Raw genomic sequence first — 21,306 nt, 5'->3', positions numbered from 1 at the left:
GACGACGTGGTGAGGATGATGGGCCTGTGACGAAGTTCGAAATGGTCAACGCCACCGACGCGACTCGGTCCGACGGGATTGTGACCGTCGAGCGCGACGTGATTGCCTCCCAGGACAGGCAGCCCGCGCTCCGTGCCCGCCACGACACGCTCGCCGCGGAGATCACGGGCGACCGCCGCATGTCCGTCACACTGCGCAGTTCCGGGCGACGAGCGTTCCTCCTCACGTACAACCCTGATCAGGAACGACTCGAACCGGAAGTGATCGAGGACTGGATCGAAGCGACCGCCGCCGGCCACCCGGTCGAAGGCCGCTGGGCGACCGGGTCCCGCGTACATGGCATCGAGCCAGGGGACCGGGCGTTTCTGCTTCGCCAAGGTCCAGAGCCCCGCGGGATCATCGCGTCTGGAGTGTTCCTCTCCGGCGTGTTCCAGCGACCTCACTGGCGCCAGGACGCGTCCGGCGAAGCGAACTACGCAGACGTCGACTGGGACACAGTCATCGACATCGAAGATCCGCTGCCCTTCCAAGAGCTGGAGCGTCGGTGGCCCGAACAACACTGGACGCCGCAGAACAGCGGCACCCAGGTCAAGCAGGGTGTGGTCGACGCTTTGGAACAGTTCTGGGACGAGCACGTCGCCAGCCTGCGCCGGTCGACTGTGCCCAGTGCTCGTGCCGGGAGCGTCAGATCAAGTCAAGGCTGGATGCAAGACCCCGCCAAGCGGAAGAAAGTGGAAGACGCCGCGCAAGACAGGCTGATGCAGCACTATCGGTCGCTCGGCTGGGACGTCAAAGACACCAGGTTCGGCAACTCCTTCGATGCGCGCGCGACGCGCGGGGACGAGCACTTGTACCTGGAAGCGAAGGGAACGGTCACCGCCGGGGACTCGGTCATCGTGTCCCGGCGCGAAGTTGCGTGGGCCTTGGACCACCCTGGCGAGTGCGTCCTCGGTGTTCTGTCGGACATTACCTTCACGCCGGATGGTGACGTCGACCCCGGATCCGGGACGTTCAAGATCTTTCGGTGGGAGCCGGACGAGGACGAACTCGACGCCCGCGCCTTCGACTGGTGGCCGTTGGACGACAAGGCAATCGACTGAGGATGCAGCGGGGTTCGGCTGTCACCCATCCGTGAAGCAGCACCTTCGGCCCCGAAGAGAAGCGTTGCTGCGAGACTCGGGGTGTGGCAAGCAAGGGGATCGTGTGCGGCGTATGCGGGCATAGACGTTTGGCGAATGCTGACGGTTGGGTCGTCCCGCATCTCAGCAAGAGGACCGGTGCGCCATGCCCGGGTGGAGTCGGCGGGGAGCCCCCGAAAGCGCCGCCGGCGACCCTGCCGACCGCAAATCCAGCGCCCCGCAGCAGAACACGCCCCTCAGAGCAGAAGTCGGCGAAGAAGAAGCGACCGGAGGTCAAGACCACTCAGGACTACTGCCCGAAGTGCCATGCCTTCGTGGTCATCACGCTATCCGACGGGTCGACGACCGTTTCGGAGCACAGGACCAAGCGGAACACGCGATGCGTGATGAGCGGGCAGTCGTTCACGCCGGATCCGCCGCTCAGGCGTGACGCGATGGAGTATCGGGTCGCTGGCAGTTTCGGCGCCGGCAAGCGACGCTGACCATGCCCGCCGCCGGGCTGGACGAGTCGCTGCGACGACCCGAATCAGGACGGGGCGCAGATGGCAGCGCAACTGTCAGAGATCGCTCGTCGAGCGGCGGTGATCAGGGGTGGCTTTGGGACCCGGTGATCGTGTCTCGCGGCTGTGGTTCGATCGACGAGTGAAGACGAAGTTGCCCACGCACTTGCCCTGGCATACCCCTCTGACCTGCACCAACGCTCCACCTCCAACAGTGAGACCGCAGGGCAGGGAGGTCCCCCCGCTACACAGTGACGAAGGCCCGGACCTGATGGTCCGGGCCTTCGTCGTTGACTCGATCAGCCCGAGCGCCGGATCTGCCCAACTGAGCACCCGGACGTGATCGTCAAGGAGCGGCGGTGCTGGGCGGAGCAGGCTCCCACGTGTGTGGGGTGGGTGAGCGAGGACCGCCCTACGAATTCGTGTCGTCGCTCGTGGGCGTGCGATTCCGAGGCTTGAACACGTACTTTGGTCGTGCCGATATCTCCGAGTCCGATGGGAGAGGCGTCGCGGTCGCTGGCTTGTCGCGACTGACGCGGTCCACCTTCACGAGCTTGATGGGTTTGCCGCGCCAATGCGCCGCTCTGCCCGTGCCGCCGGGCTTCACGAAGTGCTCAGCCTCCGCGCGCCCGAAGACGACGAACTTCGGCGCGAGGACACCTGCCGGGACGAGCGCGCGCATCCAGTCCGTCAGTTCACGCTTGCCGCCGTATTGCGACTCGAAGCCGCTCTGTGCTGCCTGGAGCGTCAGGTTCGTCGGACGCGCTCCCGACTTCTCGGTGAACGCGTCCGCCAGCTTCTCGACCTGGGCGGCCAAGCCGTCGGGCTTTTCGGCCAACGGATCGGTGATCACGATGTGCGTCATGTAGGCGGCGTGGTCGTTGGACAGCACCCATGCCATGCACGTGATGAGGCCCGAGGTGTGCAACCTGGTGCCCGACTCCACGTTCGTGACGCCCCAGCCGGTCTCCCCGATCGACGTGTACTCGGTGCGCAGCTGCGGTTCGATCCCGCTCACGTCGGCCCGTTTCATCGCGATGAGATCGACCGGGCTGAACTCGCCGGCCCCGACCTCGAGGACGTATTCGAGCTCATCGGTCCACCTCAGGACGTGTCTCTTGAGGTCGCCGTCGTTCAGCACTTCGAATCGTTGGATGCTCTCCGCATGTCCTGTCTCGAACAGACGAGCGAGCCTCAGGTGCGGGAAGGCGGTGTCGGTGTAGGTCACTGCCCCGTCGACGGGTTTCTCCAGCTTGATCGGCTCGCGGCGCGCGGGCGCCACACCGGTATCCGTCCTGTCTGCCGGATCAAGGACGTGGGCGATCTCGTGGGCGAGGACCCGCTCCCCCGCCGGCACGGTCGGATCGAGCCCGGAACCGCCGAAGAAGATGTCGTCGCCCGAGGTGAAGGCCTGCGCGGACAGCTCGGCGTTCAGGCGCGCGGACTCCTGCCCTTCGTGCAGGCGGACGTGGTTCAGGGGGACGCCGAAGGCGTGCTCCATCCTCTGACGGACGGGGTCTGCCAGAGGAGCGCCCGAGCTGCGCAGCGCATCGATCCGGGCGCTCGTCGGGACGTCGAGCACCCCACCGGACCGCCCGATGCGGGCCGCGGGGGCGGGCACCGGAGCGCGGCGCAGGCGGTCGAGCGGATCTGGCGCCAGAGCGCGGTGCGGGGCTGCGTCGGCACCCTCGGGATGTCTGCGTAGGCGGTCGAGTGCCACCTCGGCGCGGGCGTCCGCGTTCTGCTCCGCCGGGTCATCGACATGTCCGACGGTCAGCCCGGAGACCGCTGCGGGCGAGGCGGGCACCGGTGTCGGCCCTGCCACGGACCGTGACGTCCCCGCCGTCTGCGGCCGGTGTGCTCGCGCATGGTCGGTGCTCATCGGGTCCCCCGTGTGCGGAGGCTGTTGATCCCCCGATGACGACCGTCCCACCACCGCTCCGTCTTCGCCAGGGGGCTCAGAACGAGGACCTTTGGCCCGTGCGCCAGGGCAGGTGCGGGTGTGGACTGAATGAAACGATTCACTACCTCCGAGGATGATGATGCGTGACACCGCTGTGCACCCCGAGCTCGACGAGCTGCTCGCATCGATGGGCGCAGGAGGGGCGCGCGTCTGCGAGATCGACGCTTCCGAGGCCGGCGCGGGCAACATCTCGGTCTACGCAGGCTGGGACATCGAGGTGCGCCGACGCTTCTCGAACGCCGAAGAGATCACGCTGCCCGTCCCAGCGCCGGCTCTCGCCGGGCACACCATCCTCGCCACCGGGTCCGGGCGCCGCCTCCGGCAGATCCAGCAGGACCCCGAGGCGAACGTCGGTGCGGTCGTCGTCGACGAGGGCGGCCGGACGGGCACCCTCTACACGTCGCCGCGCCGGCTGTTCGAACGTCTGACCAGCGAGTTCAACTCACACCTGGCCGTCCACCAGGACCAGGTGGCGCGCCGCGGGGTGACCTTCCAGGCCGTGGTGCACGCCCAACCGATGAACCTGACGTACCTCTCGCACATCCCCGCGTACCGGGACACCGCCGCGATGAACGCACGCATCCTGCGCTGGGAGCCCGAGTCGATCGTGTCCCTGTCGGCGGGTGTCGGCGTGCTCGACTTCATGATCCCGGGCTCGGCCGAGCTGATGGCCGCGAACGTCGAAGGCCTGCGGGAGTTCGAGATCGTGCTCTGGTCCAAGCACGGTGTGATGGCTCGCTCGGACGTGTCCGTGACGCGTGCCGTCGATCGGATCGAGTACGCCGAGACCGGAGCCAGGTACGAGTACATGGACCTCGTTGCCGGTGGTCGGGCCGACGGTCTGACCCTGCACGAGATCGCTTCGGTTGCCGAAGAGTTCGGCATCGCTTCCCGATGGGTCCGGTGACGCGCCGCCCCCGAGTCGCAGAGCGAGTCCTCGCACCACTCACCGACGTCGGTGAGCCCCGCGGCTAGTGCGACTCGCGCGAGACCTTGTCGCCGCTCGATCCGACGAGGAAGTCCAGGTCGGCGCCCGTGTCGGCGCCTAGCACGTGGTCGACGTACAGACGCTCCCAGCCGCGCCTCGGCGTGGCGTAGCCGTCGAGGGTGGCCCGGTTGGGGCGGCGCTGGTTCAGCTCGCCTCGCGGGACATCGAGCGTGAGGAGCCGCTGGGCGACGTCGAGGACGATCCAGTCGCCGTCCTGGACGAGGGCGAGCGTGCCCCCGGCGGCGGCCTCCGGCGTCACGTGCAGGACGACGGTGCCGTACGCGGTGCCGCTCATGCGGCCGTCGCAGATGCGCACGACGTCGCGCACGCCCTTCTCGAGCAGCTTCTTGGGCAGGGGCATGTTGGCGACCTCGGGCATCCCCGGGTACCCCTTCGGCCCGCAGCCGCGCAGCACCAGCACCGAGCTCTCGTCGACGTCCAGGTCGGGGTCGTCGATGCGGGCGTGCATGTGCTCGATCGAGTCGAAGACGACCGCGCGGCCGCGGTGCCTGAGCAGGTGGGGGGATGCGGCGGCCGGCTTGATGATGGCGCCGCCGGGTGCGAGGTTCCCGCGCAGCACGGCGATGCCGGCGTCCGGGATGAGCGGCTTCTCGCGCGCAGAGATGACCTCGTGGTCCCAGATCCGGGCGTCGTCGAGGTGATCGACCAGCGGTCGGCCGGTGACCGTGAGCGCCGTCGGGTCGAGCAGGTCCTTGACCTCCCGCAGCACGGCGAGCAAGCCGCCCGCGCGCTGGAAGTCGTCCATGAGGAAGCGGCCGGCGGGCTGGAGGTTCACCAGCAGCGGTACGCCCGAGCCGATCGCGTCGAAGTCGTCGAGCGTGACGTCGATGCCTAGCCGGCCCGCGATCGCGAGCAGGTGGACGACCGCGTTCGTCGAGCCGCCGATCGCCGCGAGCGCCACGATCGCGTTCTGGAACGAGCCCTTCGTAAGAAACGCGCTGGGTCGGCGGTCGCGTTCGACGAGGTCGACGATGAGCCGGCCGGTCTCGTGCGAGCTCTCGAGCAGGCGGCTGTCCACTGCCGGCGTGCCCGCGAGGCCGGGGATGACGGTGCCGAGCGCCTCGGCGACGAGCGCCATGGTGGACGCCGTGCCCATCGTGTTGCAGTGCCCCTTGCTCGAGATCATCGACGACTCGCTCGTCAGGAACTCCTCCTCGCTGAGGGTCCCAGCACGCACCTCTTCGCTGAGTCGCCAGACGTCGGTGCCGCAGCCGAGCGCCTGGCCGCGGAAGGTGCCCGTCTTCATCGGCCCGCCCGGGACCACGATCGCAGGCAGGTCGACCGAAGCGGCTGCCATGAGCAGCGAGGGGATCGTCTTGTCGCACCCCCCGAGCAGCACCACACCGTCGATCGGGTTGGCGCGCAGCATCTCCTCCGTCGCCATCGCGGCCATGTTGCGCCAGAGCATCGCCGTCGGTCGGACCTGCGTCTCGCCGAGGGACACCACGGGCAGGTTGAGCGGGATGCCGCCGGCCTCGTAGATGCCGGCCTTGACGCTCTCCATGACCTCGTTCAGGTGCGAGTTGCACGGCGTCAGGTCGGAGGCGGAATTCGCGATCGCGATGTGCGGTCGACCGTCGAACGCGTCGTGCGGGAGCCCGCGCCGCATCCACGCGCGGTGGATGTACGCGTTGCGGTCGGTGCCGGCGTACCACTCGGCGCTGCGGCGCTCGGCCATGGGTCCTCTTCCGTTTGTTGAAATCCATGTCTAACATCTGGAACACGATGACCGCTACTACCTCCGACCTCGGCACCGCGTCGACCGCCGACGACCGGCTCGTCGGGGCCGACCGGGTGCTCGCCGTGCTCGTCGAGCTCGCGAAGTACCCCGACGGCGTGACCCTGGACGAGATCGCCCGTGCGGTGAGCAGCCCGAAGCCGACGGTGCACCGGGCGCTCGCCTCGCTGGTCCGCGCCGGCCTCGCGGGCAAGGACGGGCGCGGTCGCTACCTGCTCGGTGACGAGTTCCTGCGGATGGCCTTCGCCAACCACGAGCTGCGGCCCGACCACCTGCGCGTCCAGCCGATCCTCGACACCCTGGCGGAGCGGTTCGGCGAGACCGCGCACTATGCCGTTCTCGACGGGTTCGACATCGTCTACCGAGCCAAGGTCGACCCGGCCGTCGGTGCGATGCGCCTCACCTCGACCGTGGGTGGACGCAACCCCGCCCACGCCACGGCCGTCGGGAAGCTTCCTGCTCTCGCTGAAGCTTCCCGACCTCGTCTCGGTCCAGGCGTGGGTCGGCGCACGCGAGCTCGTGCGGCCGACCGCGCGCGCGGCGGGCACGGCCCTCGAGGTGGCACGATCGGCTCGAGCTGGTGCGCGCGCGCGGCTACAGCGTCGACGACCAGGAGAACGAGCTGGGCGTCAACTGCCTCGCGCTGCCGATCTACCTCGCCTCGCCGACCGAGCCGAGCGGAGCGATCAGCATCAGCGCCCTGGCCCACCGCATGTCGCTCGACCGAATCCTGGTCGACCTGCCGGTCATCCGGGCGATCGTCGGCGGCGACCTCGACGCGGGGCAGCGATGACCGAGCACCTCGCGGCGCGGGCGTCCGCGCGCCGGCACGTGCTGGCCGAGGGGCCGGTCTGGGTGGCGGACAGGTCGCGCGTCCTGTGGATCGACGTCGAGCGGGGCTCGGTGTTCGTCGGGCACCTGGTCGACCGGTGGGTCGAGCCGGTCCACCAGCTCGACTTCGACGGCCGCATCGGGGCGGCGGTGCCGGGCGACGACGGCAGCATCCTCGTCGCGACGCACGACCGGCTGGTCGTCGTCGAACCCGACGGACAGCGCACTGACGGCCCGACGATCACCGGCGCCGGGAGCGGCAGTCGGTCCAACGACGGCGCCTGTGACCCGCGTGGACGGTTCGTCGTGGGGACTCTGCCGCTCGACGAGGGCGCCGGGCGGCAGCAGGAGAGGTTGTACCGCTGGGAGCTCGACGGCTCGCTCACGGTGATCGACTCCGACCTGATGCTCTCCAACGGCATCGCGTGGTCGCCCGACGGCTCCGTGATGTACAGCACCGACACCATGCGCGGAGTGGTCTGGGCCCGCGAGTACGACGTCGAGACGGGCCGGCTCGGTCCGCGACGCGAGCACCTGCACCTCGTCGACGGACACCCCGACGGCATCTGCGTCGATGCCCGCGGCCACCTGTGGGTGGCGGTCTGGGGCGGTGGCGAGGTGCGGTCCTTCTCGCCGTCGGGGGAGCCCGGCGACACCGTGCGTGTCGACGCGCCGCACGTCTCCAGCGTGGCGTTCGTCGGGGAGCACCTCGAGACCCTGCTCCTCACCACCGCCTCCCGCGACCTCTCGCCCGCCGACCTCGACCGGTACCCGGGTGCGGGCTGTCTCTTCGTCGCCGACGTCGGGGTCGTCGGTGCGCCCACCACGCCCTGGGCGTCCGCGACCTTCGTCCACCGATCCGACTCGACAAGGAACTGACCCATGTACCTCATGCGCATCGGTGCCGTCGGCGACGAGAAGCCCGTCGCCCGGCTCGACGACCGGACCTACGTCGACCTCTCGGACGTCGTCGCCGACTTCGACGAGGCCTTCTTCGCGTCGGGCGACCTCGCCACTCTCCCGGCCGTCGTCGCCGAGCGGGTCGAGCGTGGTGCCGTCTCCCGCTTCGCCGGCGAGCGGGTCGGGGCGCCCTTCGCGCGGCCGCACCAGATCCTCTGCATCGGGCTCAACTACAGGGACCACGCGGCCGAGACGGGCCAGGAGGTCCCGGCCGAGCCCATCCTGTTCACCAAGTCGCCGAACACGCTCGTCGGACCCCACGACGACGTGCGCATCCCGCGCGGCTCGACCAAGCCCGACTGGGAGGTCGAGCTCGGCATCGTCATCGGCACGCGCACGAGCTACCTCGACTCGGTCGAGGACGCGCGTCACGTCATCGCCGGCTACACGGTGGTGAACGACGTCAGCGAGCGGGCGTTCCAGATGGAACGCAACGGGCAGTGGTCGAAGGGGAAGTCGGCCGAGACGTTCAACCCGGCCGGCCCGTGGCTCGTGACTCCCGACGAGATCGACGACGTCCTCGACCTGGGCATGTGGCTCGACGTCAACGGCGACCGCAAGCAGACCGGCTCGACCTCGACGATGATCTTCGACCCGTACGTCGTCGTGCACTACCTGAGCCAGTTCCTGGTCCTCGAGCCCGGCGACCTGATCAACACCGGCACCCCGCCCGGCGTCGGCATGGGCTTCAAGCCCCCGATCTGGCTCCAGCCCGGCGACGTGATGGGCTCGGCATCGACGGCCTCGGCGCCCAGCGACAGACCGTCCTCGCACCGCGATGAGGGCCTTCGTGCTCACCGCCCCCCGCGAGTTCGAGGTGCAGGACGTCGCCCCGCCGACCGCAGGGCCCGGGGGAGCGGTCATCGACGTCCAACGAGTCGGCGTCTGCGGAACCGACGTCGAGTTCTTCACCGGCGAGATGGCGTACCTGCACGAGGGCCACGCCCGGTTCCCGCTGCGGCTCGGCCACGAGTGGATGGGCACGGTCGCGTCGGTCGGCGACGGCGTCGACCCGTCGTGGGTCGGGCGTCGCGTCACGGGCGACACGATGCTCGGCTGCGGCGTGTGCCGACGGTGCCTGCAGGGCAACCAGCACGTCTGCGAGCTTCCGTGACGAGGTCGGCATCCGCAACGGCTTCTCGGGCGCCCTCGCCGAGCAGCTCGCGATGCCCGTCTCGGCGCTGCACGCACTCCCGGACACGATCGACGACGCCCTCGGCGCGCTCGTGGAGCCCGGCGGCAACGCCATCCGCTCCGTCTGGGCGGCGAACCTCGCCCCCGGCGACCGGCTGCTCGTGCTCGGCGCCGGCACGATCGGCCTCCTGGTCGCCCTCGTCGCGCGCGCGCAGGGAGCCGAGGTGCACCTCATGGGGCGCTCGGCACGCTCTCTGGAGTTCGCCCGCGGCCTCGGCTTCGAGGGTGTGTGGACCGAGGCCGAGCTTCCCCGGCTTCCCCTGGGACGCGGTGGTCGAGGCGTCGAACGCTCCGAGCCTCCCTGCGAAGGCGCTCGCGCTCGTGGAGCCGGCGAAGCGGGTCGTCTACATCGGCCTCGCGGGCAGCCCGAGCCTGCTCGACACGCGCACGATCGCTCTCAAGGACGTCACTGCCGTCGGGATCCTCAGTGCCTCGCCGGGGCTCGCCGGGACCATCGACCTCTACGCGAGCGGAACGGTCGACCCACGTCCGCTGGTCGCCGCCACGGTCGGGCTCGACGACGTCGGAGCGATCCTCGCCGGCGAGACGTTCGACGGGGCCGGCGACGGGCCCAAGATGCACGTCGACCCGCGGATCTGAGGAGCCCGCCGCGTCCGCGTTCGACAACGTCGGTCGCTGCGTCGGTGCGGCCGGCTCCCGCATCGCTTCGGGGTTCGGGTCACGCCAGTGCGTGCGCCTCGACCAGGCGCCCGTCGGCGAGGCGCAGCACGCGGTCGGCCAGCGACATCATCAGCGGGTCGTGGGTGGAGACGATCGCGGTCATCCCCTCGGCCTCGACGACCGCGCGGAGCAGCGCCATCACGGCCGTCCCGGTCTCGGCGTCCAGCTGGCCGGTCGGTTCGTCGGCGATCAGCAGCCGCGGCGAGTTGGCCAGGGCCCGCGCGATGGCGACGCGCTGCTGCTGGCCGCCCGACAGCTCGGCCGGCCGCTGCTGCGCGTGCGCGCCGAGGCCCACCAGGTCGAGCAGCAGCTCGACGCGGGCCTCGCGGTCCGCGACGGGCACGCGCCGCAGCCGCAGGGGGACGCCGACGTTCTCGGCGGCCGAGAGCACGGGCACCAGCCCGAACGTCTGGAAGACGAACGAGACGACGTCGCGACGCAGCTCGACAAGCCCGGCCTCGTCGAGCGAGGACACCTCGCGGTCGTCGACGAGCACGCGTCCCGCGTCGGGACGGTCCAGGCCGCCGACGCAGTTGAGCAGCGTGGTCTTGCCGGACCCCGAACGGCCGACGAGGGCCACCAGCTCGCCGGGCGCCACGGAGAACGAGACGTCGTCGACCGCCCGGACGGCGGTGGGTCCGCTGCCGTAGGTCCGGCTGACGCCCTCGACGAGGACGACGGGGGAGGCGGTCATGACTGCTCCTTCGGGGCGGTGCGACCCGGCCAGACCGACACGTGCGACTCCTCGAGCGTCAGCCGCACGCGGCCGACCAGGTCGAGCGCCTCTCGGTACTCGCGGGGGAAGCCAGCCGTCCGGCCCGGTCGAGGACGGCGAACTCCTCGGCGACCACGTGCTCGCTGCCGTCCTCGTGCGTGTCGGTGCGGCGCACCACCTCGGACGACGTGCGGCCGTCCCGGATGGCGACGGTGCGCTGCACGTGCTCGGACACCCCGAGGTCGTGCGTGACGATGACGACCGTCGTGCCGAGCTCCCGGTTCGAGGTGCGCAGGCACTCCAGCACGTCGTCCGACGTCGCGCTGTCGAGCTCGCCCGTGGGCTCGTCGGCGAACAGGACCTGCGGGTCGTTGGCCAGCCCGACGGCGATCGCGACGCGCTGCTGCTCGCCCCCGGACATCTCGCCGGGGCGCCGGTCGGCGCAGTAGCCCACCCCGAGCATGTCGAGCAGCTCGGCGGAGCGATGCGTCCGGTCGCGACGCGGGCGCCCGGCGAGGGCCAGCGGCAGCATCACGTTCTCCACGGACGTCAGGTAGGGCACGAGGTTGCGCGCGGTCTGCTGCCACACGAACCCGACCATCGTGCGGCGGTACTCGATCCTCTGCCGGGACGTCATCGACATGAGGTCCCACGGCCCGACGCGCACGCGGCCCGCCGTCGGGACGTCGAGGCCAGACAGGACGGACAGGAGCGTCGACTTGCCGGAGCCGGACGCGCCGACCACCGCGACGAGGTCGCCGCGCTCGATGAGCAGGTCGAGGCCCTGCAGTGCCTGAACCTCGACGCCGTCCGACTGGTAGATGCGCACCAGCGAGTCGCAGACGATCAGCGCGTCCGCGCCGAAGTCCTTGCCGTGCGCGCGGGCCCGTTCCTCGAGGCTCTCGAGCGTGGTCGTCATCGTCGGTCCCTTCGTTCGTCGCTCATCGCTCGCCCACCCGCAGCACGTCGCCCAACCGGTCGCGACGACGCACCGCGCTCTCCACCAGCACCGCCACCACCAGCGCCCCGCCCACCGTCAGGACGGCGGTGAGCACCGGCCACCAGGCCACGGTCGGCGGCGGGGCGTGCGAACCGCCGGTCGCGACATCGAGCCCGAGGGTGCCGGCCAGCAGCCACGGCACACCGAGGCCGATGGCGATGCCGGCGAGCAGGGCCGCGCCCGCGAGCGGCGCCAGCTCCGCCAGCGTGATCGCCCGGCCGGTGCGCCCGTCGAGACCCAGCGTGCGCAACGCGGAGAGCGTCCTCCCGCGTTCGCGGGACGTGGCCACGACGAGCAGGACCAGCGCGAGCGCCGCGTAGGCGGCCAGCACCGCCGCGGCACCGCTCAGCAGCGCGACCAGCCCGTGGTTGAGGGGCGCCGCGGCCCAGGCGGCCAACCAGCCGTCGCGCGTCGTGACGCTCACGCCCGCGCGGTCGTCGAGGTGCAGGGCCTCGACCGCCCGACCGGCGCCCGGTCCGTCGACGAGGACCGTGGTCAGCTCGGCCGGTTCGTGCTGGGTGCCGTCGAAGGTCGCGCGGTCGACGACGACGCGCGGGCGCGGGACCGTACCCGACGTGTAGGACCCGACGCGCGTGCTGTCGTCGAGGGTCCCGGCGACGGCGAGGCTCACGTCGCCCGAGTCCCCGAGCACCCGCGGCGGCACCAGCCGGACCGTCTCGGCCAGCGCCGGGTCGACGAGCGCGGGAACGGTGGCCGAGCCCGTGACCAGCCGGGCGAACCCGCCGTCGCGCCCGTGCGCGTGGTCGATGGTGACTAGCGCGTCGGCATCCACGAGCACGAGGTCGACCGTCGCGCCGGCGCCCGACCCGAGGCTGCGCGAGCGCTGCACGGCGATCCCTGCGACCGCCGTGACGTCGGGGGAGGCCCGCAGGGCGTCGACCTCCTGCTGCGTGAGCTCGCCGTCCACCCGGAGGTCCGCACCCACCCGGTCGTCCGCCGCGGCGGCCTGTCCCGAGCGCACGATCGCGGTCGTCGTCCCGCAGAACACGACCATCCCGACGGCCATGGTGAGGGCGGTCAGCGGCACGACGGCGCCGGCGACGGACCCGGCGCGCGCGGTGGCGACGACCGGCACGAGCCCCCGACCGCGCTGCGCGACGCGCCCGGCGGTCCGCAGCAGCGGCGGGACCGCGTGCACGACGAGCACGGTGACGGCCGCGGCGGCCAGCAGGGGGGCCGCCGCGAGCAGGAGGTCGACGTCACCGCCTCCCGCCGGCAGCAGGCCGCGCCCGCGCGCGGAAACGAACGCCCCGACGGCGAGCACCACGAGGGCCGCCTCGGCCACGAGCCGGCGGGTCGAGCGCCGTCGCCGCAGCCGGTCACGGTCGGCCCGGTTCGCGGGCTGTCGACGCCCCGACCACGCGGTCCGGGCCCGGTTCACGGCGATGACCGGGGGTGCCAGTGCCCCGACCAGCACCAGGCCGGCCGCGATCCCCCACGAGGAGGTGCGACCGGGCACCGCCGCCGTCGCGACGAGCGCGCCGACGAGTCCCGCCGCGAGCGCGACCGGCGCCGACTCGACGAGCGCCCGCGTCGTCACGGCGCCCAGCGACGCGCCCCGCGCGCGCTCGCCCAGCACCTGGGTCTCGCGCCGGCCGACCAGCAGACGTGCCGCCAGCACGAGGACAAGGGCGGCCACGCCCGCGAGCCCGACCACGACGACCGACTCCTGCGCGCGGGCCGCGGCGAGCCGAGTGCCGGCCCCGCCCAGCACGGAGCCGAGGTCGGTGTCGATCGTCGGGGAGCGGCCGTCGGTCTGGCGCAGCACGGCGGGATCGGCCTGCACGCGGGTGAGGTCGGCACCCACCTGCGGGGCCGTCGCGGCGTCGAACGCGTCGGCGTGCGTCGCGTACCGGTAGGTGGTGACCAGCGACCGTGCCAGGACCACGAGCTGGAGGTCCGGCAGCGAGTCGTCGGTGACGAGCAGGGCCGCGCGTCCCTGCTGCGCGGAACCGGCGAGCGGGTCCTGCGCCGAGAGCAGGTCGCCGAACCCCGTCCACGCCGCGTCGTCCGCGTCGGTCGCGCGGTACAGCCCCGTGACGACGATGTCGACGGGGCCTCGCGTGGGCAGCGAACCGTGCACCGTGTCGCCGACGTGCACGCCCAGGGACGCCGCCGTGTCGGCCTGCAGGCCGACCTGGAGCTGTCGACGGGGGAGCGCCGGGTCGGTCGGGTCGTTCGCGGGCAGCTCGGCGAGCGCCGGCGCGGCACCGTCGACCCAGCGCACGAGCGGGCCGGCGGCCGTTCCGACGTACACGAGCCTCGTCGAGATCGGGGTGTCCCCGGCGACCGCCACCCGCACGCTCGTCGCCACCGAGACCGAACCGGAACCCGCGATCGACCGCAACGCGGAGGGCATCGCGTTCCGGACGTCGGCGGCCGAGGCCCGCAGCTCGGCGGCGATGTTCGGGTCGCGGTCCGCGGTCCGCGTCGTCGATCCGGGCGGTGCACCGATCCGGGCGACGAGGTCCGCGGACGTGCCGGCGTCCCGGACCGCGACCCGCACGGCGTCGTCGGCCGCGTGCGCCACGAGGCGCGGGACTGCCAGCGACAGGGCCACGCTGATCGCAAGGACGACCGCCCCGAACGCGAGCAGGCCGGAATCCGCGCGGGCGCGCCGACGGCCGACGCGCACCGCCTCGGCCGTCGCGGCCCGTGCCCCGACGCGCAGGGTGGTGAGCGCCGTCATCGGTCGTCCCCCAGCCGCAGCAGCTCGCCGGACGCGTGCTTGAGCAGCCCGTTGGTGACGACGGCGACGACGACGGCCGTGAGTGCCAGGAGCGTGCCGACCAGCACGACCTGGCCGGGCCAGCCGGCCAGCACGACCACCCCGGGCACCGGCGTGCCGCCGGTCGGTGAGACCGTGACCAGCGGCGCGACCGCCCGAGCGAGGAACGTGCCGACCGCGACGCCCGCCACCAGGCCGAGCGCCGCGACCGCGACGTGCTCGAGCAGCAGTGAGCGCACGAGTGCGCCCCGCGCGGCGCCGAGCGCCTGCAGCCGCGCGAGCTCGAGCTGCCGGGTGCGCACCGAGACCGTCGCGCTCATCGCGATGCCGGCAACCGCGAGCAGCAGCGCCGCGGCGACGACCACCCACAGAGCGGCCTGGACGCCGATCCGCAGCGGCCCGTCGGTGGCGTCCGTGCGAGCGTCCACCCGCGTGCGCGCCAGCCCGTCGCCGGCTCGCTCGATCGTCCGGGCGACATCGCCCGCCTGTGCGTCCGGCACGGCCAGCCACCACTCGTCCGCCGTCGGCGGCGCGAACGCGCCGGTCATCGCCTGGCGCCCGAGCAGGTCGGAGTCCACCAGGACGCCGCTGCCCCTCGGCTGACCCGGCAGGTAGGGCACGGTGCCGACGATCGCGAGGTCGACGTCGGCCCCGGCGACGCTCAGGTGCAGGGTTCTGCCCACCTTCGTGCCGAGCGAGTCGAGCAGGTCGGGTGTGACCAGGGCGCCGACCCGCGCGCGGCCGGCGCCCGGGTCGGCGAACGTCGTCGCGGCGACCGCGACGGGTGTGCCGTACGAGACGCCGGAGCGGATCGTGGTCTCCAGCCGGACGGCGTCGTCGGCGGCGTGGGTCGACCCGTCGGCCGTGCCCCAGTGCCCGCCGGTGAACGGGACCGGCGTGACATCCTCGAGCTCGTCGGCGGACGGCAGCGGTGCTCCGGGCGCGACCGCCGGGCCGGTGGCGGTGCGCAGGTGCGCCAGCTGGACGTCCATGGTCACGTCGGCGGACGGCGGCGTGCCGGTCGCGGCCGGCGTCCCCCGGACGAGCACGGCCACCAGGCTGGTGCCCGGGGTCGACGCCGGCACCGCCAGGACGATGTCGGGGCGGTTGCCGTCGAGCGTCGTCGTCGGCAGGGCGACCGTCGTCCGCTCGCCGGTCGGGTCCTGGAGCACCATCCAGGCCTGCAGGCTCCCGGGCACGGGTGCGGTCAGGTCGGACACCAGGTCGACGACGAGGTAGCGCGGGGTCCCGGGCAGCGAGACGCCGTCGACGGTCGTGGTCGGTCGCAGGTCCCGCGTGCGCTCGGCCCAACCGCCCGGCAGCCGGCCGCGCAGCAGCTCGCCCGCATGCGTGGTGTCGACGGCCAGCAGGGTGGCGGAGAGCGTGGTCGAGCCGTCGCGGCCGCGCGCGGACGTGCTGGGCGTCCCGACCGTCGCGTCGCGCAACGTCACGGGTGCCACAAGCTCGACGCCGGGCACGCCGACGATCCCTGCGGCTGGGATGGTGTCGTCGGTCGGCGTCACCCGGACATCCGTGCCGATCGCGAGGTCGGCCTGGTCCTGCTGGGAGGTGCGCCAGGTGGACAGGAACGACAGCGAGAAGGTGCCGACGCCGATCGCCAGCGTGAGGAGCACGACGGCCGCCGAGGCCCGCCCGGGCCGGCGCCCCAGCTCCCAGGCGGCGAGCGGCGAGGTCAACGAGCGGCTGCGCGCCGCGACGCGCTCGCCCGCGCGGGTCACCAGCGGCAGGAGGCGCAGCGTCAGGACGGACACAGCGAGCAGCACCAGCGCCGGGGCGACGACCAGGACCGGGTCGATCGAGCCACCGGGCCCGACCGGCGAGCGGTACGTGCGCAGCTGCCGGAACGCGACCACGGCCAGCAGCAGGAGCGCGACGTCGGCCCCCGACCGGGCGAGCGCGCCGTACCGGTCGGCCCGACCCTCGGCCGTGCCCTGGGGACGCAGCGCGGGGACGAGCAGCACACCGGCGAGCACCAGCGCGCACAGGGCGCAGACCACCCAGAGCGCAGCGGGTCGGCCCGGGTCGACGTGCAGGCCGCTGTCGCGCATCGGTCCCGCGGTGGTGAGCGCTCGGTACAGGACGTCGGCGAGCCAGGGCGCCAGCGCGGCGGTGAGCAGCGCGACGCAGAGCGCCTCCAACCCCGCCAGGCGCAGGAGCTGGCGGCCCGAGCCCCCGCGCGACGAGAGCAGCCGCTGCTCGGGGGCCCGTCGTTCGGCGAGCAGCCGCGCCGCGTTCAGCAGCACGGTCACCGCGAGCACGACGAGCAGCAGCGCGACCACGACGACGGTCACCTGCGTGACACGCAGGCCCGAGACCGCCGTGTCGATCGTCGCGGTCAGCCGGGTGTCCACCCGCGTGTCCGCGTCGTCGGCCTCGGTCAGCGACGTGAGCCGCTGGTCGGCGTGGTCGAGCCGGGACCGCAGCGCCGACAGCTGGTCCGCGCTCGCGCCACCCAGCTCGGGGTGGGCCACGAGGTGGGCGGTGCCCAGCCGCACGGTGCCGTCGGTGAGCACGCCCGGGCCCGCGGTGACGAACGGACCCCACGCGCGCGTGCTCAGCATCCCGGCCGACCCCAGCACCGGGTAGGCCGCGTTCTCCTCGGCACCACCCAGCGGGTCCCGCACCCACGCGGTCGCCGGTCCCGTCAGCCGGAACGTCCCGGTCACGACGAACGTCGCATCGTCGCGCCGGCCCGCCACGACCGTGTCCACGACGGTGCCGACCGACCAGCCGTACGCGTCCGCCGTCACCTGCGGAACGGCCACGAGCACCCGACCGGCGTCGTCGACGTCCTGCGTGGGGAACGCGCCGCTGAGCAGCGTGCTGCTGCGCTCGACCTGCGGCTGGGACGCCAGGTACACGTACGGCTGGACGCGGTCCGCCGTGCCGCGCACGGAGTACATGGCCGAGCTCACCCACGTCTCGCGCGACGCGGGGACGTCGCCGAGGAGCTCGTCGACGAACGGCTCGGCCCGGGTCAGGACCGCCGGGTCTCCCTCGCCCGGGCTGACGACGACGTCGATCTCCCGGTCCTGCGCCCGTGTCCGGTCGAGCGCGACCGCCACCATCCGCCCCTGGCTGGTGGTGAGCAGGAGCGCGAACGTGCCGAGCAGGGTGGTGGCCAGGAGCGCGACCGCCGTGACGACGGCGAGCAGCGACGTCTGGGCGCGGGCGCGGTGCAGCACGAGCCGCGCGTTCCAGCCCACGCGCCCTCCCCTGTCGTCGTCGACGGTGCGCGTCGAGACGGCCGCGCGAGCCGATCATAGGAATCGAACCGGGCATGGTGGGAGCGATTCCACGTATCGATACGGTCACGGGTCTCGTGCGCCGAGCGGGAGCCCCGCGGCTCACGTCCCGGGTGCCTCCGGCTGGTCGCGGGCGAGCAGGGTCTCGAGGCGGTCGAAGCGACGCTCGGCCACGGTGCGCCGGTCCGACAGCCACCGCTCGACCTCGGTGAAGCCTGCGGGCGCGAGGACGCAGGTGCGCACTCGTCCGGTCTTCTCCGTGCGGATCAGGCCGCACTGCTCGAGGACCTGCACGTGCTGGACCACCGCCGCGAGCGACAGCGGGAGGGGTCGGGCGAGCTCGCTGACCGAGAGCGGTCCGGCGCCGAGCCGCTCGATCAGCGCCCGACGCGTGGGGTCCGCGAGCGCCTGGAACACCAGCTCGATGCTCATCCGGCTCCAATACTTAAGTGGGCACTTGACAGTCCGGCCGCTCGCGGCCAACACTCAAGTGTTCACTTGAGTATGTCAGACGACGCAGGGAGACGTCATGGATACCGGTCAGCCCACCGCCTCGCGGGTGTTCTTCGCGGTCAGCACGTCGCTCGACGGGTACGTCGCACCGTCCGGCATGGATCTCGAGCACGCCGCCGACCCGACCTACCTCGACTGGGCGCAGCGCTGGGGCGCGCTGCAGGACTGGATCCTGCCGCAGCGCTTCTTCCGGGAGAACCTCGGCCTGGGGGAGGGCGGCGAGACGGGGCCCGACGACGACCTGGCGCGCGCGGTCCACGCGCGCACCGGGGTGACCGTCATGGGCAAGCGCATGTTCGACGGTGGGGAGATGTTCTGGCCGGAGGACGCACCGTTCCACACGCCGGTGTTCGTCGTGACGCACACCGAGCGCTCGCCCTGGGAGCGCCCGGGAGGCACCACGTTCCACTTCGTCAACGACGGCATCGAGAGCGCGCTGGCGCAGGCCTCCGCCGTGGCGGGCGGCAGGGACGTCCGCATCGGCGGCGGCGCGGACCTCATCCAGCAGTACCTGGCCGCCGGGTTGGTCGACGAGTGCGTCCTGTCGCTCGCGCCGGTGGTCCTCGGCGGCGGCACGCCCCTGTTCGACCGCATCGGCTTCGGGACGATCGGCCTCGAACCAGTCGAGACCATCTCCACCCCGAGGGCCACCCACCTGCGCTTCGCCGTCACCCGCGGCTGAGGCGCGAGAACGGCCCCGCACCGCCGGGATGGCGGTGCGGGGCCGTTCGGTCAGGCTCAGGACGAGGCGGTCGCCAGCTCGGCGTCGTCGATGTCGTCGAGCTCGGCGTCCAGCTCGGCCGCATCCAGCGCGTCGTCGGCGTGCAGCGCCACGTGCGTGGTGCCGTCGACGTCGAGGGACTCGACCACGGCCTCGGACTCGATCTTGGTGGCCAGCGGCTTGTGCTTGATGAACACGAGCACGATGGCGGCGGCGATCGCGAGCGGGACCATGTACAGGAACACCGGCGTCAGGGCGTCGTTGTACGCGCCGACGATGATCTCGCGCACCTGGTCCGGCAGGCTGTGCACGAGGTCGGGCGTGAAGCTGCCCGTGTCGCCCGCCCCGGAGGCCGGCAGACGCTGGGTCAGCAGGTGGGCGAGGTTCGTCGCGAACAGCGACCCGACGACGGCCGAACCGACCGACGCGCCGATCTGGCGGAAGTAGTTGTTCGACGACGTCGCGGTGCCGACGACCTTCAGCGAGAAGGAGTTCTGCACGACGAGCACCAGGTTCTGCATGGTCATGCCGAGCCCGACACCCATGATCGCGGTGTACCCGCAGATGACCCAGACGGCCAGGCCGGGCGTCATCGTGGAGAGCAGGAACAGGGCGACGGCGACGAGCACCATGCCGATCGGCGGGTACCACTTGTACGTGCCGGTACGCGAGATCGCGATGCCGGTGATGACCGACGTCAGCAGCAGGCCGAGCATCATCGGGACCATGAGCAGGCCGGCCTCGGTGGCGCTGGAGCCGGTGACCATCTGCAGGTAGGTGGGCAGGTAGGCCAGGGCGCCGAACATCGAGATCCCGGTGAGCAGGCCGCCCAGGGTGGCGACGTTGAAGTTCCGGTTGCGGAACAGGGCCAGCGGCATGATCGGCTCGGCGGCGCGGCGCTCGACCAGCACGAAGGCGATCCCGGCCACGACGGCGCCGGCGATCATCCCGATGATCTGGGGCGAGCCCCAGGCGTAGGTCGAACCGGCCCAGGTGGTGATGAGCACGATGCACGTGGTCGCGATGGCGATCAGGGCCATGCCGGCGTAGTCCAGGCGAGGCTTCGCCAGCTCGCGCTTGGGCAGGTGGATGAACTTCACGGCGGAGGCGATCGCAAGGATGCCGAGCGGCACGTTCATCCAGAACGCCCAGCGCCAGCCGGGGCCCTCGGTGAAGAACCCGCCGAGCAGGGGACCGGCCACGGAGGACACGGCGAACACGGCGCCCATGATCCCGTTGTAACGGCCACGCTCACGGGCGGGCACGACGTCGGCGATGATCGCCAGCGCCAGGATCATCAGGCCACCGCCGCCGAGGCCCTGGACGGCACGGCCGGCGATGAGGGTGGTCATGGAGTGCGCCAGGCCGCCGATGACGGAGCCGACGAGGAAGATGCCGATCGCGCTGACGAACAGCCACTTGCGCCCGACGAGGTCGCCGAGCTTGCCGTAGACGGGCATGACGATCGTCGAGGCCAGGATGTAGGCGGTGGTCACCCACACCATGTGCTCGACGCCGTGCAGCTCGCCGACGATGGTCGGCAGGGCGGTCGAGAAGATCATCTGGTCGAGCGACGCCAGCAGCATCGCGATGAGCAGGCCGGCGAACACCAGCAGGACGCCCCGGTGGGACGTCGCGCCGGCCGGCTGCGAGAGGCTCTGCGGCGCCTGTTCGGCGTCCGCGGTGGTGGTGGTCACGTCAGGTTCTCCCATGTTGTCCTCAGGAGCGCGTTCGCGCGTTCCTCGATCTGGTCTGTGGTGGCGAGCCCGGGCATCGCCGCGGCTTCCTTCATGGCGCCGCGAGCGGCGAAGGCTGCCGCGATGACGGCGACCTCGGCCCAAGCCGTGTCCTGCTCGGTCCCGACCCCGCGGGCGGCGGCGATCCGGGCCAGGGCCTCGGCGAACGCGTCCTGCGTGTCGCCGAGCTGGCGGAACGCGGCGGCCAGCAGGTGCGGGTGGCGCTGGAACATCTCGCGGCGCTGGTCGCGACGGGCTCCGGCCTGCATGGTGGTGCGGATCTTCTCGACGAAGAACCGGACGGCCACCTCGCGCAGGCTCAGGGTGTCGCTGGCCGCGACGACGTCGGCGACCATCGCGTCGATCTCGTGCGCGTCGGGCGCGTTGAGCAGCGCGTCGTCCTTCGACTCGAAGTAGTTGAAGAACGTGCGGGGCGAGACGCCGGCCGCGGCGCTGATCGCCTCGACGGTCGCGCCGTCCAGGCCGTGCTCGAGCGCCAGGTCGAGGGCGGCGTCCGCGATGCGGTGCCGCGTCTCGACCCGCTTGCGCTCCCGCAGCCCGGTCTCGATTGATTGCATAACTGCATTATTG

At 72.1% G+C, this 21,306-nt stretch carries 14 protein-coding genes and 2 pseudogenes; 7 read left to right on the top strand and 9 right to left on the bottom strand.

Features of this window, described 5'->3' with window-relative positions; translation table 11 throughout:
• The first annotated feature begins 26 nt into the window (after positions 1 to 26).
• Positions 27 to 1,100: a protein NO VEIN domain-containing protein gene (locus AC38ZX_RS15955; RefSeq protein WP_491295158.1), complete on the top strand. Its 1,074-nt coding sequence runs from the start codon at positions 27 to 29 to the stop codon at positions 1,098 to 1,100.
• Positions 1,101 to 2,051: 951 nt separating this feature from the next.
• Here the strand turns inward: AC38ZX_RS15955 and AC38ZX_RS15950 are convergent.
• Positions 2,052 to 3,464 (bottom strand): eCIS core domain-containing protein, encoded by a 1,413-nt coding sequence (locus AC38ZX_RS15950; RefSeq protein WP_491295157.1) that lies wholly within the window; start codon positions 3,462 to 3,464, stop codon positions 2,052 to 2,054.
• Between the two features lie 217 nt (positions 3,465 to 3,681).
• Here AC38ZX_RS15950 and AC38ZX_RS15945 point away from each other — a divergent pair, with 217 nt between their 5' ends.
• Complete coding sequence (locus AC38ZX_RS15945; RefSeq protein ID WP_491295156.1) at positions 3,682 to 4,509, top strand: class II aldolase/adducin family protein; 828 nt, start codon at positions 3,682 to 3,684, stop codon at positions 4,507 to 4,509.
• A gap of 64 nt (positions 4,510 to 4,573) precedes the next feature.
• Here the strand turns inward: AC38ZX_RS15945 and AC38ZX_RS15940 are convergent, their stop codons facing one another.
• The gene (locus tag AC38ZX_RS15940; RefSeq protein ID WP_491295155.1) at positions 4,574 to 6,289 is read right to left on the bottom strand and encodes an IlvD/Edd family dehydratase; all 1,716 of its coding nucleotides are present in this window, start codon (positions 6,287 to 6,289) and stop codon (positions 4,574 to 4,576) included.
• A 26-nt stretch (positions 6,290 to 6,315) separates the two neighbouring features.
• On the opposite strand from AC38ZX_RS15940, the pseudogene AC38ZX_RS15935 reads away from it, so the two are divergent.
• From AC38ZX_RS15935 to AC38ZX_RS15920, 4 genes and pseudogenes are all read left to right on the top strand, one after another.
• Positions 6,316 to 6,744, top strand: a pseudogene (locus AC38ZX_RS15935) (helix-turn-helix domain-containing protein); the annotation flags it as partial.
• A 185-nt stretch (positions 6,745 to 6,929) separates the two neighbouring features.
• Positions 6,930 to 7,142: an IclR family transcriptional regulator domain-containing protein gene (locus AC38ZX_RS15930; protein WP_491295154.1), complete on the top strand. Its 213-nt coding sequence runs from the start codon at positions 6,930 to 6,932 to the stop codon at positions 7,140 to 7,142.
• Positions 7,139 to 8,059 (top strand): SMP-30/gluconolactonase/LRE family protein, encoded by a 921-nt coding sequence (locus AC38ZX_RS15925; RefSeq protein ID WP_491295153.1) that lies wholly within the window; start codon positions 7,139 to 7,141, stop codon positions 8,057 to 8,059. The genes AC38ZX_RS15930 and AC38ZX_RS15925 overlap by 4 nt, the downstream gene beginning before the upstream one ends.
• Before the next feature lie 3 nt (positions 8,060 to 8,062).
• The gene (locus AC38ZX_RS15920) at positions 8,063 to 9,934 is read left to right on the top strand and encodes a fumarylacetoacetate hydrolase family protein (protein WP_491295152.1); all 1,872 of its coding nucleotides are present in this window, start codon (positions 8,063 to 8,065) and stop codon (positions 9,932 to 9,934) included.
• Between the two features lie 79 nt (positions 9,935 to 10,013).
• On the opposite strand, the gene AC38ZX_RS15915 is transcribed toward AC38ZX_RS15920, so the two are convergent.
• The 5 genes and pseudogenes from AC38ZX_RS15915 to AC38ZX_RS15895 all read right to left on the bottom strand — a co-directional run bounded on the left by AC38ZX_RS15915 (position 10,014) and on the right by AC38ZX_RS15895 (position 18,177).
• Positions 10,014 to 10,709, bottom strand: coding sequence for an ABC transporter ATP-binding protein (locus tag AC38ZX_RS15915; RefSeq protein WP_426592876.1), 696 nt, complete (start codon positions 10,707 to 10,709; stop codon positions 10,014 to 10,016).
• Positions 10,706 to 11,649, bottom strand: a pseudogene (locus tag AC38ZX_RS15910) (ABC transporter ATP-binding protein). The gene AC38ZX_RS15915 and the pseudogene AC38ZX_RS15910 overlap by 4 nt, the downstream one beginning before the upstream one ends.
• Before the next feature lie 22 nt (positions 11,650 to 11,671).
• Entirely contained in the window at positions 11,672 to 14,440 is a 2,769-nt protein-coding gene (locus tag AC38ZX_RS15905; protein WP_491295151.1) for an FtsX-like permease family protein, read from the bottom strand.
• On the bottom strand, positions 14,437 to 17,706 hold the full coding sequence (locus AC38ZX_RS15900) for an FtsX-like permease family protein (protein WP_491295150.1): 3,270 nt from the start codon (positions 17,704 to 17,706) through the stop codon (positions 14,437 to 14,439). The genes AC38ZX_RS15905 and AC38ZX_RS15900 overlap by 4 nt, the downstream gene beginning before the upstream one ends.
• A 141-nt stretch (positions 17,707 to 17,847) precedes the next feature.
• The gene (locus AC38ZX_RS15895; protein ID WP_426592872.1) at positions 17,848 to 18,177 is read right to left on the bottom strand and encodes an ArsR/SmtB family transcription factor; all 330 of its coding nucleotides are present in this window, start codon (positions 18,175 to 18,177) and stop codon (positions 17,848 to 17,850) included.
• A 97-nt stretch (positions 18,178 to 18,274) separates the two neighbouring features.
• Here AC38ZX_RS15895 and AC38ZX_RS15890 point away from each other — a divergent pair, with 97 nt between their 5' ends.
• The gene (locus tag AC38ZX_RS15890; protein ID WP_491295149.1) at positions 18,275 to 18,940 is read left to right on the top strand and encodes a dihydrofolate reductase family protein; all 666 of its coding nucleotides are present in this window, start codon (positions 18,275 to 18,277) and stop codon (positions 18,938 to 18,940) included.
• Between the two features lie 56 nt (positions 18,941 to 18,996).
• Here AC38ZX_RS15890 and AC38ZX_RS15885 read toward each other — a convergent pair whose 3' ends face one another.
• Entirely contained in the window at positions 18,997 to 20,676 is a 1,680-nt protein-coding gene (locus AC38ZX_RS15885) for an MDR family MFS transporter (RefSeq protein ID WP_426592870.1), read from the bottom strand.
• Positions 20,673 to 21,293, bottom strand: a complete 621-nt coding sequence (locus tag AC38ZX_RS15880; RefSeq protein ID WP_426592869.1) for a TetR/AcrR family transcriptional regulator — start codon at positions 21,291 to 21,293, stop codon at positions 20,673 to 20,675. Before AC38ZX_RS15880 ends, AC38ZX_RS15885 begins: the two co-directional genes overlap by 4 nt.
• Positions 21,294 to 21,306 lie beyond the last annotated feature (13 nt).

It is taken from the genome of Cellulomonas sp. McL0606 (assembly GCF_058248365.1).
Note: the sequence above shows the minus strand (reverse complement) of the source record. Positions and strands in the feature narration are given on the sequence as shown.